Annotated in this window: 10 protein-coding genes; 9 read left to right on the plus strand and 1 reads right to left on the minus strand. The window is 43.1% G+C overall.

What is annotated here, in order from left to right; translation table 11 throughout:
- Positions 1-5: 5 nt before the first annotated feature.
- Positions 6-1,802, minus strand: a complete 1,797-nt coding sequence (locus tag AACQ79_RS02810) for an ABC transporter ATP-binding protein (protein ID WP_013856918.1) — start codon at positions 1,800-1,802, stop codon at positions 6-8.
- 91 nt (positions 1,803-1,893) lie between these two features.
- Between AACQ79_RS02810 and AACQ79_RS02815 the strand changes: the two genes are divergently transcribed.
- The 9 genes from AACQ79_RS02815 (at position 1,894) to AACQ79_RS02855 (ending at position 15,845) form a co-directional block, all read left to right on the plus strand.
- Entirely contained in the window at positions 1,894-2,367 is a 474-nt protein-coding gene (locus AACQ79_RS02815) for a GAF domain-containing protein (RefSeq protein WP_013856917.1), read from the plus strand.
- 99 nt (positions 2,368-2,466) lie between these two features.
- On the plus strand, positions 2,467-3,096 hold the full coding sequence (gene proQ, locus AACQ79_RS02820; RefSeq protein WP_170898334.1) for an RNA chaperone ProQ: 630 nt from the start codon (positions 2,467-2,469) through the stop codon (positions 3,094-3,096).
- 17 nt (positions 3,097-3,113) lie between these two features.
- Entirely contained in the window at positions 3,114-5,108 is a 1,995-nt protein-coding gene (gene prc, locus AACQ79_RS02825; protein WP_170898336.1) for a carboxy terminal-processing peptidase, read from the plus strand.
- Positions 5,109-5,249: 141 nt separating this feature from the next.
- Positions 5,250-5,933, plus strand: coding sequence for a hypothetical protein (locus tag AACQ79_RS02830; protein ID WP_017050490.1), 684 nt, complete (start codon positions 5,250-5,252; stop codon positions 5,931-5,933).
- Between the two features lie 209 nt (positions 5,934-6,142).
- Positions 6,143-8,749 carry an aminopeptidase N gene (gene pepN, locus AACQ79_RS02835; protein ID WP_170898337.1) on the plus strand — a complete coding sequence of 869 codons (2,607 nt, stop codon included), beginning with the start codon at positions 6,143-6,145 and terminating at the stop codon, positions 8,747-8,749.
- Between the two features lie 65 nt (positions 8,750-8,814).
- Positions 8,815-9,033, plus strand: a complete 219-nt coding sequence (locus tag AACQ79_RS02840; protein ID WP_013856912.1) for a DUF2835 domain-containing protein — start codon at positions 8,815-8,817, stop codon at positions 9,031-9,033.
- Between the two features lie 182 nt (positions 9,034-9,215).
- Complete coding sequence (locus AACQ79_RS02845; RefSeq protein ID WP_064625169.1) at positions 9,216-14,057, plus strand: NAD-glutamate dehydrogenase; 4,842 nt, start codon at positions 9,216-9,218, stop codon at positions 14,055-14,057.
- 45 nt (positions 14,058-14,102) lie between these two features.
- Complete coding sequence (gene pyrD / locus AACQ79_RS02850) at positions 14,103-15,113, plus strand: quinone-dependent dihydroorotate dehydrogenase (protein ID WP_013856910.1); 1,011 nt, start codon at positions 14,103-14,105, stop codon at positions 15,111-15,113.
- 189 nt (positions 15,114-15,302) lie between these two features.
- A complete protein-coding gene (locus AACQ79_RS02855; RefSeq protein ID WP_010320557.1) occupies positions 15,303-15,845 on the plus strand; it encodes a cell division protein ZapC in 543 nt (180 codons plus the stop codon).
- The last annotated feature ends 2 nt before the right edge of the window (positions 15,846-15,847 follow it).

Consider the following 15,847-nt stretch of genomic DNA (forward strand, 5'->3'; position numbering starts at 1 on the left):
AATCACTAAACGTACGATTGGAGATTTCCATAAAGGGTCTGATATAACCCATCTTGCTCGACTAATTCTCGATGCGTACCCATTTGGCTAACTTGACCATCTTCCAGCACGTAAATTATATCGGCTTGTTTCACTGCCGAAAGGCGGTGCGCAACAATTAAAGTAGTTCGACCTTTCAAAAATCCAGTCAGAGCATTGTGCAATGCCGCTTCAGTTACCGTATCTAACGCGGATGTTGCTTCATCCAAAATAACAAATTTAGGATTGCTCAGTACCATCCGAGCGATGGCTAAACGTTGACGTTGTCCGCCCGACAAGCGAATACCATTTCGGCCAACTAGCGTTTCTAAACCGTCACTGAGATTCGCAGTCACATCATCCAGTTGTGCAATATGCAGCGCTTGCCATAATTCCTCTTCTGCATATTGACCGCCGAGGGTCAAATTATGCCTTAAGGTGTCGTTGAATAGTATAGGTTGTTGTAATACCACGGCAATGTTATCGCGAATAATATCAAAACTTATCTCTTCAGTGGTCGCACCATTAAAACGGATCTGCCCGGAATTGGGTTGATACACACCAATTAACAGTTGGATCAACGTGGATTTCCCACCACCACTTGCGCCAACCAACGCAACTTTTTTACCCGCCGGAATCGTGAGCGAGAGATCGTTGAGCACACTCTTTTCACTATCGTAGGCAAAATTAACGTGAGAAACCTCAACATCGACCTGGCGGTTATCTGTGAATGGGTTAATTTTGCAAATAGGGCGAGGCTCTTCCTCCAGTGCAAGCAGATCATTAATGCGATGGAAGGCCGCCTTTGCACTGTACCAAGAAAATTGAATACTCAGCAGCTCTTGCACTGGGCCTAACATAAACCACAAATAACCGAAAACGGCGAAAATTTGCCCTATGGTCAAGTCGCTAAAGACCACCATCAGCATCGCGACCGCTCTAAATAGCTCAAAACCAAGTAAAAACAGGAGAAATGAGACGCGCCCTGCAGCCTCTGATTGCCATGCATATTTGTCTGCATTCTCTCGGACTTGGTTGGCTTGCTGCTTGAGTTCATTGAGAAACTCTCGCTCTTTATTAGCGGCACGCAATTGATAAATGCCATCTAATGTTTCGACTAGCCGATTTTGAAAGCGTTCATACGCTTGGTTTTCTCGCTTTTTCAGATGCTTAACTTTGCTTCCGAGTTTACGTGAAAAGTAAATCACAATCGGGTTGACCAATAAAATAAACAGCCCTAAACGCCACTCAAGCCAGAGTAGAACACCTGCTGTGCCTAACACGGTCAGTAGGCTGATGATAAATTTACTGAGTGTGCTGCCTATGAATTGATCAATGGTTTCGATGTCGGTGATTAAGTGAGCATTAATACCACCACTGCCTTTGGTTTCGTACTGCCTGATACTGATCCGTCCTAATTTATCAATCATTTTGCAGCGCATTTGGTAAGTGATGGTTTTGGACACCAAAGTAAATTGACGGCTTTGAAGTATGTTGAGCGCTTGGCTGACGCTACGCATTAAGACCACTAGCAATAACGTGAGCGCAATATAGCCTGTTGGGTTTTGCATCGATGTCGGTAGAATAGTGTTCATCATCGCCAAACCAGAAGCGGGTTTATTCAGCAGAACTTCGTCGACCATTAATGGCATTAATAGTGGAATAGGGACACTAACCAGCGTTGCAATAACCGCGATCGCATTGGCAAATAGAAGTGTAGGTCGATGTTTTTTTACTTGTTTTATTACCCAAGAGCGGCTAATAGTGTCATTGGAATTAGTCATTATGATGAGAATGCATCCTATTTATCGTGTGAGAAATTGTACGCTGTTCAAAAATAGATGTCTTCCGTTTTCAAAAGGTCGTTGAGTTTATATGAACATAGAAGAATACCGCCGTCTTACCAAGCAGGCGGTGGCACTGGTTGAATCTGAAACGGATTTAATCGCTAATCTTGCCAATTTGAGCGCCTTATTTAACATGGAGCTTGAAAATCTTAACTGGGTGGGTTTTTACCTAATAAAAGAAGAGCAACTGGTTCTCGGTCCCTTTCAAGGAAAACCAGCTTGTGTACGCATCCCCTTAGGAAAAGGTGTGTGTGGTACTGCGGCGGCGACTAACCGTATACAACGTGTTTATGATGTCCATGAGTTTGCTGGTCACATTGCTTGCGATGCTGCGAGCAATTCTGAGTTGGTGGTGCCATTTTCTATCAATGGTCAAGTGGTGGGAGTATTGGATATCGATAGCCCAACAATTGGCCGTTTTTCTGAAATTGATGAGAAAGGGATGGCAGAATTAATGATTGAGATAGAAAAGCTGCTCAATTCACACGCTAACAAGGCATAAATTGGTCATTGCCTGTGGTTTTTCGCATTTAGGTCACTATAATACCGAACATATTTATCTTAATGCCTCGCGGAAAGACCGCATAAACCAGGAATCCTCATGGAAAACACTGAAAAGTTAAAAAACAGCAAAGAAGTTATTGCGTACATTGCTGAATGTTTCCCTAAGTGCTTTACTTTAGAAGGTGAAGCAAAGCCTTTGAAAATTGGTATTTTTCAAGATCTTGCTGAACGCCTAAACGAAGACTCAAAAGTAAGTAAAACACAGCTGCGTGCTGCGTTAAGACAATACACCTCGTCATGGCGTTATCTACATGGTGTTAAACTAGGTGCAACTCGTGTTGACCTTGATGGCAACCCATGTGGAGAGTTAGAAGAAGAACATGTAGAGCACGCACAAGCCGCATTGGCAGAAAGTAAAGCTCGAGTACAGGCTCGTCGTAAAGAGCAAGGACAAAAAGCACGCGAAGAGGCAAAAGCGAAGCAACCAAAAGCGAAAAAGCCTCAAGCACAAGCTCGTCGTCCTCAAGCGAAAGCGCTAAAAGCTGAAAAACCTGTCGAGACGCGCGCTTTAAATGCTGATGAAATGATCACTGGCAAACAAGTGAACGTAAACATGGGTAAAGGAAACATGGCTGCGACCATTGTTGAAGTTAATAAGGAAGATGTGCGCGTTCAACTTGTCAACGGCCTACAAATGGTTGTGAAAGCGGAGCACTTGCGCGCATAAAGGAGAAATTCCTACGCATGAAATGCCGTTCAAAATTAACGTTGATCGCTGCTGGCCTATGGCTAGCAGCGTCATCCGTTCAGGCCTTAGAAGCCACTCTTAGCAAAGAAGATTTACCTCTTCTTGCCCCAGAAATACAGCATGAAACGGCGAGTAAGCGTGTGACTTCCCGTTTTACTCGTTCTCATTACAAACACTTCAACTTGAATGACGATTTCTCGCAAGCTATCTTCAATCGTTATCTCGAACTGCTCGACTACAACCGCAATATCTTTACTCAGAGCGATATTGATTCCTTTCATACGTGGTCGACACAACTTGATGATCAACTCAAGGCTGGCAATAACCAAATTGCATTTGATGTTTATAACTTATCAATGCAAAAGCGCTTTGAGCGTTTTCAATATGCGCTTTCTCTGCTCGACAAAGAAATTACATTTGAAGCCGATGAATCGATGGAACTTGATCGCTCAAAAGCAGCTTGGCCGAAAGATAAAACCGAGCTCGATAAGTTATGGCAGCAACGTGTCAAATATGATGCACTGAACTTAAAGCTTACGGGTAAAGAGTGGCCGGAAATTAAAGAAACGCTAGGCAAGCGTTATAATAACGCGATCAAACGTCTGTCTCAGACCCACAGCGAAGATGTATTTCAGCTTTATATGAATGCTTTCGCGCGTGAAGTTGATCCGCATACTAGTTATCTCTCTCCACGTAATGCCGAGCAGTTCCAATCAGAAATGAATCTTTCATTGGAAGGGATTGGTGCTGTACTGCAAATGACCGACGACTACACCATCATTCGTTCGTTAGTTGCGGGTGGTCCTGCCTCAAATAGCAAGCAGTTGGGTGAAGGCGATCGTATTATTGGTGTGGGCCAAGATGGCAAAGAGATGGTTGATGTTATCGGCTGGCGTTTAGATGATGTCGTACAACTGATCAAAGGCCCGAAAGGCACTAAGGTGAAGTTGCAAGTTTTGCCGGAAGGTAAAGACGCTAAAAGTCACGTTGTCACTATTGTTCGAGACAAAATTCGTTTAGAAGATCGAGCGGTTAAATCAAAAATCATCGAGAAAAATGGCAAGAAAATCGGCGTGCTTGAAGTCCCTAGCTTCTATGTCGGTTTAGCGCAAGACACGGACAAATTGCTGACTGAACTGAAGCAGAAAAAAGTGGATGGCGTGATCGTCGATTTGCGTAATAACGGTGGGGGTGCATTAACGGAAGCGACGGCATTATCCGGCTTATTTATTGAAAGCGGTCCGGTTGTGCAAGTTCGCGATAGCTATGGACGAGTAAACGTTAATAGTGACACGGATGGAAAAATCAGTTATCAGGGTCCTATGACGGTATTGGTGAATCGCTACAGCGCATCAGCCTCAGAAATTTTTGCAGCGGCAATGCAAGATTATGGACGAGCGATCATTGTTGGCGAAAACTCATTCGGTAAGGGAACGGTTCAACAGCATCGCTCGTTGAATCATATCTACGACTTGTTTGATAAAGAATTAGGCTACGTTCAATATACGATTCAGAAATTTTATCGTATTGATGGTGGTAGTACGCAGAATAAAGGTGTGGTGCCTGATATTGCGTTACCCACTGCGATTGAAGCAAAAGATACCGGTGAGAGCGTTGAACCTAATGCGCTTCCTTGGGATCAAATTGAGCGAGCTAAATACGACAAGTTACAAGCTAATGAAAAACTGATTGCTAAGTTATCTGCACAGCATCAAGCTCGTATTGCCAACGATATGGAGTTCGGCTTCATTAACGAGGATATTGCAAAGTATAAAGCGGAGAAAGATGACAACACAATTTCTCTCAATGAATCTGTGCGTAAGCAAGAGAGTGACAAGGCAGATGAATTGCGTTTGGCGCGGATTAACATGCGACAAGCCGCCAATGGTTTGAAGCCCTATAAAACCTTGCAAGATGTGCCTAAAGATTATGAAACTCCAGATGTTTATTTAGAAGAAGCAGTGGCGATCACTGTTGATATGCTAAATTAGCAACCAGTATCAATGAAAAGCGAGCCTTAGTGCTCGCTTTTTTGATCTTATTTAAACCAAATAAATAACGTGATACAGATCAAACATTTCGCTTTATCGTACAACCGGTTCTAAGCTTAAGAAAAAAGCGAGGAGCGTGTTATGAAATGGATAAGCATCATTTTTACCTGCATTGTTCTTATCAGCACCAGTGCGGCACAAAGTCAAAGTAGTAGTACGCAGACTCATCAAGACTTAACTCAGTTTGATCTCCCTTTTTTACTTGGTGATTGGTACCTACTTAACCCCAATCCTGACACTTCTTCCGATGATTTTCGTTCTATTAAACTGACCTTGGAATCGAATTATCGTTTCAAGATCGATATTCAAAAGAAAAATTACAATGTGGAGCACTGGGAAGGTGAATTTGACGCCAGCGATAACAGCTTGATTTTGGGGCTTAATTCATCGCAACCTCAAGTTTATCAATACAAAGTGAACCACAACATGCTCAACTTAAACGGCATTATGTTCACTAAAGCTTTACCAAATGCGTTGGCAGGGGTGTGGTCTAGCAAACGGATATTTGGTGAAGATGCGATAGCAACCGACATTAACCAACTTGATCTCGTTTTACAGCCGGATTTTGTATTTATGTTCAGAGTAAGTGGTGCTAATGGTAACGAATCGATCCATAAAGGAGTGTACTACACAGAAGGTGATCATTTGGTGCTCCTTTATGAAGACGGAGAACATGATACCCGCTATACGCTTGTTAGCGATATGTTAACTTTAGAAGTGGAGAATGGTTCCATGTCGGCTGTTTTAGCGCGAGTAAATCCGTAGTCTTGTAATCTTCATCATAAGAAAGGCAATGAGTGAAATCTGTTGATATATGGGTAAATTGTCAGCGAAATAACGGGGTATTTGTCTTAAATGCCTCGTTTTTCGGTTTGAGGGGTTGTTATTAATGATAACAAGCCTTAGATCTATAGCCATCTTACTGAATGTTTATCAAAAACGTCACATTTCACTCCGTCAACAAGGATTCCGACATGGCTCATACACCCCAAGCCAAGTATCGCAAAGATTATCAATCTCCATCACATACCATTACGGATCTCGAATTAACATTCGATCTCTTTGATACCAACACCACAGTGACTGCCGTTTCTCACGTTAAGCAGCAAAAAGAGAATAACCAATTGGTGCTGGATGGTGAAAACCTTGAGCTGAAATCGCTCAAAGTGAATGGCACCGAATGGCAAGATTTTCAGCTGCTTGAAAGCGGGCTCTCGATCTCATCATTACCTCAAGAGTTTGAATTGGAGATCGTGACACTGATTAGCCCTGAAGCGAATACCGCACTAGAAGGGTTATACAAATCGGGTGGTGCGTTCTGTACGCAGTGTGAAGCGGAAGGTTTCCGTCGCATCACTTACTTCCTCGATCGTCCAGACGTTCTTGCAAAATACACAACGACCGTGATTGCTGACAAAAAAGATTACCCATTTTTATTAAGTAACGGTAACCGTATCGAACATGGCGATCTCGCAGAAGGGCGTCATTGGGTGAAGTGGCAAGATCCACATCCGAAACCTGCTTACTTATTTGCTCTCGTTGCGGGTGATTTTGACGTATTACGTGATCAATATAAAACCAAGTCCGGTCGCGATGTTGCCCTCGAGATTTTTGTTGATAAAGGTAACCTCGACCGCGCTTCTCATGCGATGACATCACTTATCAACGCAATGAAGTGGGACGAAGAGCGCTTCGGCTTAGAGTATGATCTCGACATCTACATGATCGTTGCCGTTGACTTTTTCAACATGGGTGCGATGGAGAATAAAGGCCTCAACATTTTTAACTCTAAGTTTGTGCTAGCCAATGAAAAAACCGCTACCGATACTGATTATTTAGGTATTGAAGCGGTGATTGGCCACGAATATTTCCATAACTGGACTGGTAACCGCGTCACTTGTCGTGATTGGTTCCAATTAAGCTTAAAAGAAGGCCTAACGGTATTCCGTGACCAAGAATTTTCGTCTGATTTAGGGTCGAGAGCCGTGAATCGCATTAATAATGTGCGCATTATTCGCGGGCCACAATTTGCGGAAGATGCCAGCCCAATGTCACACCCAATTCGTCCCGATAAAGTGATAGAAATGAATAACTTCTATACATTAACTGTCTATGAAAAAGGCAGTGAAGTGATTCGTATGATACATACGTTATTGGGTGAAACGAATTTCCAAAAAGGGATGAAGCTCTATTTTGAGCGTCATGACGGCACTGCCGCTACCTGCGAAGATTTCGTAGCAGCGATGGAAGATGCTTCAAGCGTCGATCTTACCCAATTCCGTTTATGGTATAGCCAATCTGGTACACCGATTGTTTCAGTGAGCACTGAATATGACGCACAACAGAAAACCTATGCCTTAACCGTAGAGCAAACAACCGAACCAACGCACGAGCAAAAAGAGAAAGCAGCGCTGCATATTCCTTTTGATGTTGAGTTATACACCGCTCATGGTGATGTAATTGAGTTACAATGTAACGGAAAGCGAATCTCTAATGTACTGAACGTAACACAGGCTAAGCAGACCTTCGTGTTTGAAAATGTGCCAGAGAAACCGATCCCTTCCTTGTTGCGCGAATTTTCAGCACCAGTGAAACTGGAGTATGACTACAGTGATGATGAGCTGATCTTCTTGATGGTCAATGCTCGTAACGAATTTGCTCGCTGGGATGCAGGCCAAATGTTGTTAGCCAAATATATCCGTAGTAATGTGTTTGGAGTGCAGTCGGGTAAGGCGGCGGATTTGCCTGAATCGGTAGTTGATGCATTCCGTGGTGTGTTACTGAGTGAGGCTCTAGAGCCTGCTTTTATTGCGGAAATGCTCTCATTACCTAGCCATAATGAGGTTTCAGGTTGGTATAAACGTGTTGATGTTGATGCCATAGCGACCGTACTTAAAGCGATGAAAGTACAGCTTGCTAACGCATTGCAAGACGAGCTCAATGCGGTTTACCACAGTTTAAAACAGACAGCATACAGCATTGAACACAGTGCAATTGGTGAACGAGCATTGCGCAATACTTGCCTTGCTTATTTAGCTTATACCGACCAAGGCAATGATTTGGTGCTGGCTCAGTATCACAGCGCCAACAACATGACTGACACCATCGCCGCTATGAGCGCTGCGAATAGTGCACAGCTTATGTGCCGTCAAGCACTGATGGATGATTACAGCAATAAATGGAAACACGATGGATTGGTGATGGATAAATGGTTTGCACTGCAAGGGACTAACCCCGCGCCAAGTGTTTTGGATACCATTCAACAAACCATGAAACATGAAGCATTTAGCTTAAAAAATCCAAATCGTACTCGCAGTTTAATTGGTTCATTCCTCAGCGCAAACCCAGTTAATTTCCATGCAAAATCGGGTGAGGGATACCGTTTTGCAGGGCAGATACTGCGTGAACTCAATGATAGTAACCCCCAAGTTGCGTCGCGTTTAATTGATCCTTTACTTAAATTCAGGCTCTACGATGAAACTCGTCAAGCAATGATGAAATCGGAGTTGGAGACTTTGAAGTCAATGGATAATTTAGCTCGGGATCTCTTTGAAAAAGTAACAAAAGCGCTCGAATCTTAAGGATCTTAACTCTACTAAGAGCGAGGTGATAGATACGTCTCCTCGCTCTATTTTGGTTAACGGCTATGAAGCAATACTATTTTACTCTCAACATTTCCTATCAAACTTACTTAGCGCACTATTCTGGTGTAGCAAGCTCTGTACAAGTCTACACAGATCAAGGTTTACGCCTTCAGCTACCCGCGTCTCGATTTCGTCCATTTCTTAGCCAAATTGGAGTAAAAGGTCGATTTCGGCTGACAACTGACCAAAATAACAAGTTTGTAAAGTTAGAAACTCTGTGAGCCGCTGATTTTCTAGATATTTAAATAGGAATCTTAATCACATTCTCAAACATTTCACCTCAGACCCGCCCTAAAACTGTTAACTATTTGTCAATAAAGCTTTTACAATAAAGCAAGCATTACCAATGGTAAGCGCTATGCTTACCGCATACCCTACAAAAATAATAATCTTGGAGTCTACTATGACTGCGCGTGAAACTTTAGTGCCAGTTCTGCTTGAAAAAGTGTACAAACTGATTCAAGACAAACTCGATCTTGCTCATCAACCGCTCGTGACCCAACTTGCTCAACATCTATTTAGTAACATTTCGAAAGATGATCTGACTGAACGTAATGAATCTGACTTATATGGTGCGATAGTTAGCCTATGGCACCATATTAATGAGAAAAACCCGGAGGAGCGTTCAGTGCGGGTATTTAACCCGACAGTAAGCCGCCAAGGTTGGCAGTCAACGCACACGATTGTTGAAATAGTAATCCCTGATAGTCCGTTTCTTGTGGACTCCATTAAAATGGCGCTCAGCCGTTTGGATTTATCGTCACACCTCATGCTCAATGGTCCAACGCAAATCTCGCGCACCGATAACGGTGTTATTACTTCGGTAAACCAAGGTGAGGGTGTTCTGCAATCTCTTTTTCATATTGAAGTCGACCGCCTTAGTAGCAAAGAAGCGATGACACAGTTGAAAAATGAGTTGCTTAGTATTCTGAGCGATACAGCTTTAGTGGTGCAAGACTGGCAACCAATGTCAGAAAAACTGGTGCAAGTGATTGCGCAATTGGAGACACAAAAAGAGTTCATTCCTGTAGAAAGTGATCGTTACGAAGAAACCATCAAATTCTTAAAGTGGATGGGAAATCATAATTTCACTTTCATGGGGTACAAAGAATACGACCTCGTGACGGTCGAAGGCGATACTGAACTGAGACCAACAGCAGAAAAAGGGTTGGGTTTATTTTCTGATTCAAAACGTGTACGCAGCGTAAAATTATCTGACTTTCCTGATTCCGCGCGCCTTGAAGCCAAAAAGCCTTTTTTATTGATTGTCACTAAAGGCAATACCCAATCACGTATCCACCGCCCAGCTTATACCGATTATATCGGCGTTAAAAAGTTCGACAAAGCAGGTAAAGTGATCGGTGAACATCGTTTCACTGGCCTATATACCTCGGCGGTGTACAACCAAAGTGTCGAAACTATTCCGCTGATCCGCGAAAAAGTAGAACGTATCCTAAAAGCCAGCGGTTATCGTGCAGGCTCGTATTCCTATAAAGCGCTGCACAATATTCTAGAAAACTATCCTCGTGATGAGTTACTGCAAGCACGTGAAGAAGAGATGTTAGAAGTTGGGATGGGCGTAGTGCAAATGCAAGATAGGGATTTGCTGCGTCTGTTTGTTCGTAAAGACCCGTTTGGTCGTTTCTTCAGCTGTATGGTCTATGTGACCAAAGAGCGCTATAACACCGAGCTTCGCCGCCAAACGCAACGAATTTTCAAACAGTACTTTGGTTGTGAGCAAGATGTTGAGTTCACCACTTATTTTTCAGAAAGCCCATTGGCAAGAACACACTACATCGTACGTGTTGATAACAACAATATGGATGTCGATGTAAAAACGGTAGAGCAGAATTTAATGGAAGCATCATCAACTTGGGATGATCGTTTATCAGATGCGATCGTAGCAAACTTTGGAGAGAGTAAAGGACTGCCATTATCGAAAGAATACATGCGTGCATTCCCTCGTTCTTACAAAGAAGACATGATGCCGGGTTCAGCGGTGGATGATATCCAGCGATTGGAAGCCTTAGATGAAGAGCACAAACTCGGCATGTTGTTCTATCGTCCACAAGAAGAAGCGGCCGATTCAAAAGCGGTGCGCTTAAAACTCTATCACCGTGACGAGCCAATCCATCTTTCTGATGTGATGCCGATGTTGGAAAACTTAGGGCTGAGGGTGATCGGAGAGTCACCTTATGAAGTACGCAAGTTAAATGGACAAACGTATTGGATCTTAGATTTCTCAATGCTGCATAAGAGCGATAAGAGTGTCGATCTTCGAGAAGCGAGAGATCGTTTTCAACAAGCATTTGCGGCTATTTGGGCTGGTGAATTAGAGAGTGATGGCTTCAACCGACTAGTACTCGGTGCTTCATTAACTGGGCGCGAAGTATCGATTCTTCGTGCTTATGCGCGTTACATGCGCCAAGTGGGTTTCCCATTCAGTCAACAATATATTGAAGATACACTCAGCCATTATCCAGATGTAGCAAAAGGGCTGGTGGAACTATTCTTAAAGCGGTTTGATCCTAAACACAAAGGGGCTCAAAAAGGACAAACGGATCTTATCAACGCTATTACTGAAGAGTTAGATCGTGTTGATAGCTTGGATGATGATCGTATTATTCGTCGTTATATGGAGATGATCAGTGCGACGATCCGTACTAACTACTTCCAGCTGGATGAAAACAATCAGATCAAACCTTGGCTTTCTTTAAAAATGAAACCGAAAGAGATTTCTGAAATTCCAGCTCCTGTGCCGGCTTTCGAAATCTTCGTTTATGCGCCTGATATTGAAGGTGTTCATTTACGTGGTGGTAAAGTAGCACGTGGCGGATTACGTTGGTCTGATCGCCAAGAAGATTTCCGTACCGAGATTCTAGGGTTAGTGAAAGCGCAACAGGTAAAAAATACCGTTATTGTTCCTGTGGGAGCAAAAGGTGGTTTTGTGTGTAAGAAACAGCACATGTTTACCACGCGTGATGAGATCTTTGCCGAGGGACAACGCTGCTATAAACGTTTTATTCGTGCATTACTCGATGTTTCCGACAATATTATTGAAGGCGAAGTCGTTCCACCTAAAAATGTCGTTCGTCATGATGAAGATGACCCTTACTTAGTTGTAGCCGCGGATAAAGGGACAGCAACATTTTCCGATTTGGCTAACTCAGTGTCAGCAGAATACAATTTCTGGCTAGGTGACGCTTTTGCTTCTGGTGGTTCAAATGGTTACGACCATAAAGCCATGGGGATTACAGCAAAAGGGGGATGGGAGTCAGTCAAGCGCCACTTCCGTGAGATGGGCATTAATTGCCAAACCACAGATTTCACAGCGATTGGCATTGGCGATATGGCTGGAGATGTGTTCGGTAATGGTATGCTGCTGTCTAAACACATCTGTTTGCAAGCAGCGTTTAACCATTTGCATATTTTCATCGATCCAACACCAAATTCAGCAAAAAGTTGGGAAGAGCGCAATCGCTTATTCAACACGCCACGATCTAGCTGGGAAGATTACAACGCAAAGTTGATCTCAAAAGGTGGTGGTATCTTCTCTCGCAAAGCGAAATCGATCACCTTAACGCCTGAAATTCAAAAAATGATCGGCACTAAGAAGGCTTCTGTTGCGCCTAATGAGCTGATTAAAATGATCTTGAAAATGGAAGTGGATCTTTTGTGGAACGGCGGCATCGGCACCTATGTTAAATCATCGAAAGAGAGCCATTCTGATGTAGGTGACCGTGCTAACGATGCTCTAAGAATTGATGGACGCGATCTTCGTACAAAAGTGATCGGTGAAGGTGGTAACTTAGGTATGACTCAACTTGGACGTGTTGAGTATGCATTAACTGGTGGTCGTGTTAATACCGACTTTGTTGATAACGTTGGCGGCGTCGATTGCTCGGATAATGAAGTTAATATTAAGATCTTCTTGAATGGCTTGGTGGCGAATGGTGATCTTACCGTCAAACAACGTAATCAGATCTTAGAGTCGATGGAAGACGAAGTAGGAGGCATCGTTATTGAAGATGCTTACGCTCAATCTGAAGCTATTTCTGTCACTGAGCAACAGGGTGTATCGTTAGTTAAAGAGCAGATTCGTTTCATCCATGCTATGGAAAAAGCAGGGCACCTTGACCGAGCATTGGAATACATTCCAGATGATGAAACTTTGCTTGAGCGTGAGAAGCAGGGATTTGCATTAACCCGTCCGGAGCTATCGGTATTAGTGGCATACGGCAAAATGGTGTTGAAAGAGGAATTGGCTTGTGAAGAGATTTCACACGATGAATTCCATTCGCAGCAGTTGATCAACTATTTCCCTACGGAGTTACGTCGTAACTATTCTCAGCACATGCAACAGCATCCACTTCGTGCAGAGATCATTGCTACGGCTCTGGCCAATCAGATGGTGAACGAAATGGGATGTAATTTCGTGACCCGTCTTCAAGAAGAGACTGGTGCGAATGTTGTCGATATTGCCAATGCTTACACTGCGGCAAGAGAAATCTATGGCTTAGGCCGTGTTCTTGAGCAGGTTCGTTTACTCGACAATAAAGCAGAAGCCGATGCACAGTACGATGTGATTTTCTTAGTACGCCGAACCTTACGCCGCTTATCTCGTTGGTTGCTGCGTAATCGTTCAGGCAAACAATCGGTCAAAGATTTGATTGCGCTTTATCAAACTGACGTCAATGCCGTTTCCGCTGAACTAGACAATATGCTCGTTGCTGAAGAGGTTGCAGAGCATAATGCCATGGCTCAAGTCTGGATTGATAAAGGCATTAACTCCGAACTGGCGAATTACGTTGCTCGTTTATCAAGCCTGTACTCAGCACTGGATATATCCACAGTGGCTCGTGATAAAGGTAAGACCGTTGCTCAGACAGCTAAGCTTTACTTTAACTTGGGTGATCGTTTATCACTGCACTGGTTCTTGAAACAGATTAACGGTCAAGCGGTGGATAACAACTGGCAAGCACTAGCTCGCGCTGCATTCCGTGAAGATTTAGACTGGCAGCAGCGTCAACTTACTGCGCAAGTATTGAATTGTACTTGTGCGCCAGAAGAACTCGATGTAATAAAAGCACTGGATGAATGGATTGCTAGTAATGAAGTATCCTTAATGCGCTGGGAGAGTATCCTCAACGAATTTAAAGTTGGTGCAGTACATGAATTTGCAAAATTCTCAGTAGCATTAAGAGAATTAGTACTTTTAAATTTGAATTGTGCGGCAAATGAGTAAATAATAACGCCCCGTTTATACGGGGCTTTTTATTTCGGAGGCACAATGCTCTACCGCTTAGCCAGGACTGGCTTTTTTCAACTTGATGCCGAAAAGGCACATGATCTCGCCATTGAAAACTTTAAACGTTTCACTGGCACTCCTCTTGATCTCTTCTATCGTCAACACTTACCCAATCGCCCAGTCGAATGCATGGGTTTAACTTTTAAAAACCCTGTAGGTTTGGCCGCTGGCCTAGATAAAAATGGGGAATGCATAGAAGCTTTTGGTGCAATGGGGTTTGGTTTTGTCGAAGTTGGTACCGTGACTCCACGTCCTCAATCTGGTAACGATAAACCGCGTTTATTCCGTTTGATCCAAGCGGAAGGTATTATCAATCGAATGGGCTTTAACAACTTAGGTGTCGACAACCTAGTTGAGAACGTTAAGAAAGCTAAATATGACGGCATTATCGGTATCAACATTGGAAAGAATAAAGATACACCGATTGAAAATGGGGCAGATGACTATCTTATTTGTATGGAGAAAGTCTACCCATATGCTGGTTACATAGCAGTGAACATTTCATCCCCCAACACTCCTGGGTTACGAACGTTACAATATGGTGAGGCATTGGATGATTTGCTTGCCGTACTGAAAGCGAAGCAATCTGAATTGGCTAAGCTGCATAATAAATACGTTCCGTTAACATTAAAGATCGCTCCCGATCTTTCTGATGACGAACTTAAACAAATTTGCCAATCGTTACTCAAGCATAATATTGATGGCGTTATCGCGACTAATACCACATTGGATCGGTCGCTGGTGGAAGGTATGAAATTCGCGAATGAAGCGGGTGGGTTAAGTGGCCGTCCTGTTCAATCAAGAAGTACTGAAGTGATTAAGTGCTTGTACCAAGAGTTGGGTGATAAGCTGCCCATTATTGGAGTGGGTGGTATTGATTCTTGTATCGCTGCAAAAGAAAAAATGTTGGCGGGCGCGAAACTAGTACAAGTCTATTCAGGATTCATTTACCACGGCCCAGGTTTAGTGAGAGATATTGTCAAGAACCTGTAAATAAGTGCGATTTAAAGGTATTTACTCAGAAAAATAAAAAGTGACTGGGTCAAAGTAAGAGGGAATGAGTTATTCATTTCCTCTTTTTTTTTATATTTCTGTTCTTAAAATTACATTCACTAGCTGGCAAAGGTAATTAAGCGTTTTACCTAATAGTTTGATAATTCATTAAAATTAGAGAGTGGAACGATGCTTAAACCAAGTGACAAATGGAGTTGGTATTATTCAGATAGCGAAAGCTGCCTGATGTTGTACCTTGGTGATGAGATGGTTTTTAAGACCAATCTTTACCGTAATCTGCTCGTCGATTGTGCTTTTGCTGAGAATCATTTTTCAGTCGATGATGCGAGTGCTTTCCAAACCTACAAAGAGCAAATTGCCTATTTAGGTTTAAGTGAGCCAAGACAAGCCGAATTAGCACTCTATTGTGTTGCCGCTAAGCGTTTTCATAAACCTGTCCAGCCTAAAAGTTGGTTTTTTGATCATCAAGGCTACGGTTTTGAACCGAGTGAAGGTGACATTGTTCGGTTGGTCAACGGCTACAGCCAAGGTTATTTCATCGTACTTGAGGTAGGGGACTGCGCTAGTCTTTGCGCCTTAGTCGATTTGGATGCGTTCATACTGAATGGTTCCAAACAGCTGGAATTCGGACAGGTCATTAAGGTTATGCATGACCGTATGGCTTGCGCCAATCATATTTTGCTCGAAGAGCACGTTGCTCTTGTGAGTTAACT

Origin of the sequence: Vibrio sp. 3-2(1), assembly GCF_963887575.1 — a bacterium.
GTDB classification, from domain to species: domain Bacteria; phylum Pseudomonadota; class Gammaproteobacteria; order Enterobacterales; family Vibrionaceae; genus Vibrio; species Vibrio anguillarum.

What these genes read in the sequence shown, in the direction of transcription:
- pepN (WP_170898337.1), top strand. Translation starts at nt 6,143, where the DNA reads ATGGCTCATACACCCCAAGCCAAGTATCGCAAAGATTATCAATCTCCA.
- prc (WP_170898336.1), top strand. Translation starts at nt 3,114, where the DNA reads ATGAAATGCCGTTCAAAATTAACGTTGATCGCTGCTGGCCTATGGCTA.
- AACQ79_RS02845 (WP_064625169.1), top strand. Translation starts at nt 9,216, where the DNA reads ATGACTGCGCGTGAAACTTTAGTGCCAGTTCTGCTTGAAAAAGTGTAC.
- pyrD (WP_013856910.1), top strand. Translation starts at nt 14,103, where the DNA reads ATGCTCTACCGCTTAGCCAGGACTGGCTTTTTTCAACTTGATGCCGAA.
- proQ (WP_170898334.1), top strand. Translation starts at nt 2,467, where the DNA reads ATGGAAAACACTGAAAAGTTAAAAAACAGCAAAGAAGTTATTGCGTAC.
- AACQ79_RS02815 (WP_013856917.1), top strand. Translation starts at nt 1,894, where the DNA reads ATGAACATAGAAGAATACCGCCGTCTTACCAAGCAGGCGGTGGCACTG.
- AACQ79_RS02840 (WP_013856912.1), top strand. Translation starts at nt 8,815, where the DNA reads ATGAAGCAATACTATTTTACTCTCAACATTTCCTATCAAACTTACTTA.
- AACQ79_RS02830 (WP_017050490.1), top strand. Translation starts at nt 5,250, where the DNA reads ATGAAATGGATAAGCATCATTTTTACCTGCATTGTTCTTATCAGCACC.
- AACQ79_RS02810 (WP_013856918.1), bottom strand. Translation starts at nt 1,802, where the DNA reads ATGACTAATTCCAATGACACTATTAGCCGCTCTTGGGTAATAAAACAA.
- AACQ79_RS02855 (WP_010320557.1), top strand. Translation starts at nt 15,303, where the DNA reads ATGCTTAAACCAAGTGACAAATGGAGTTGGTATTATTCAGATAGCGAA.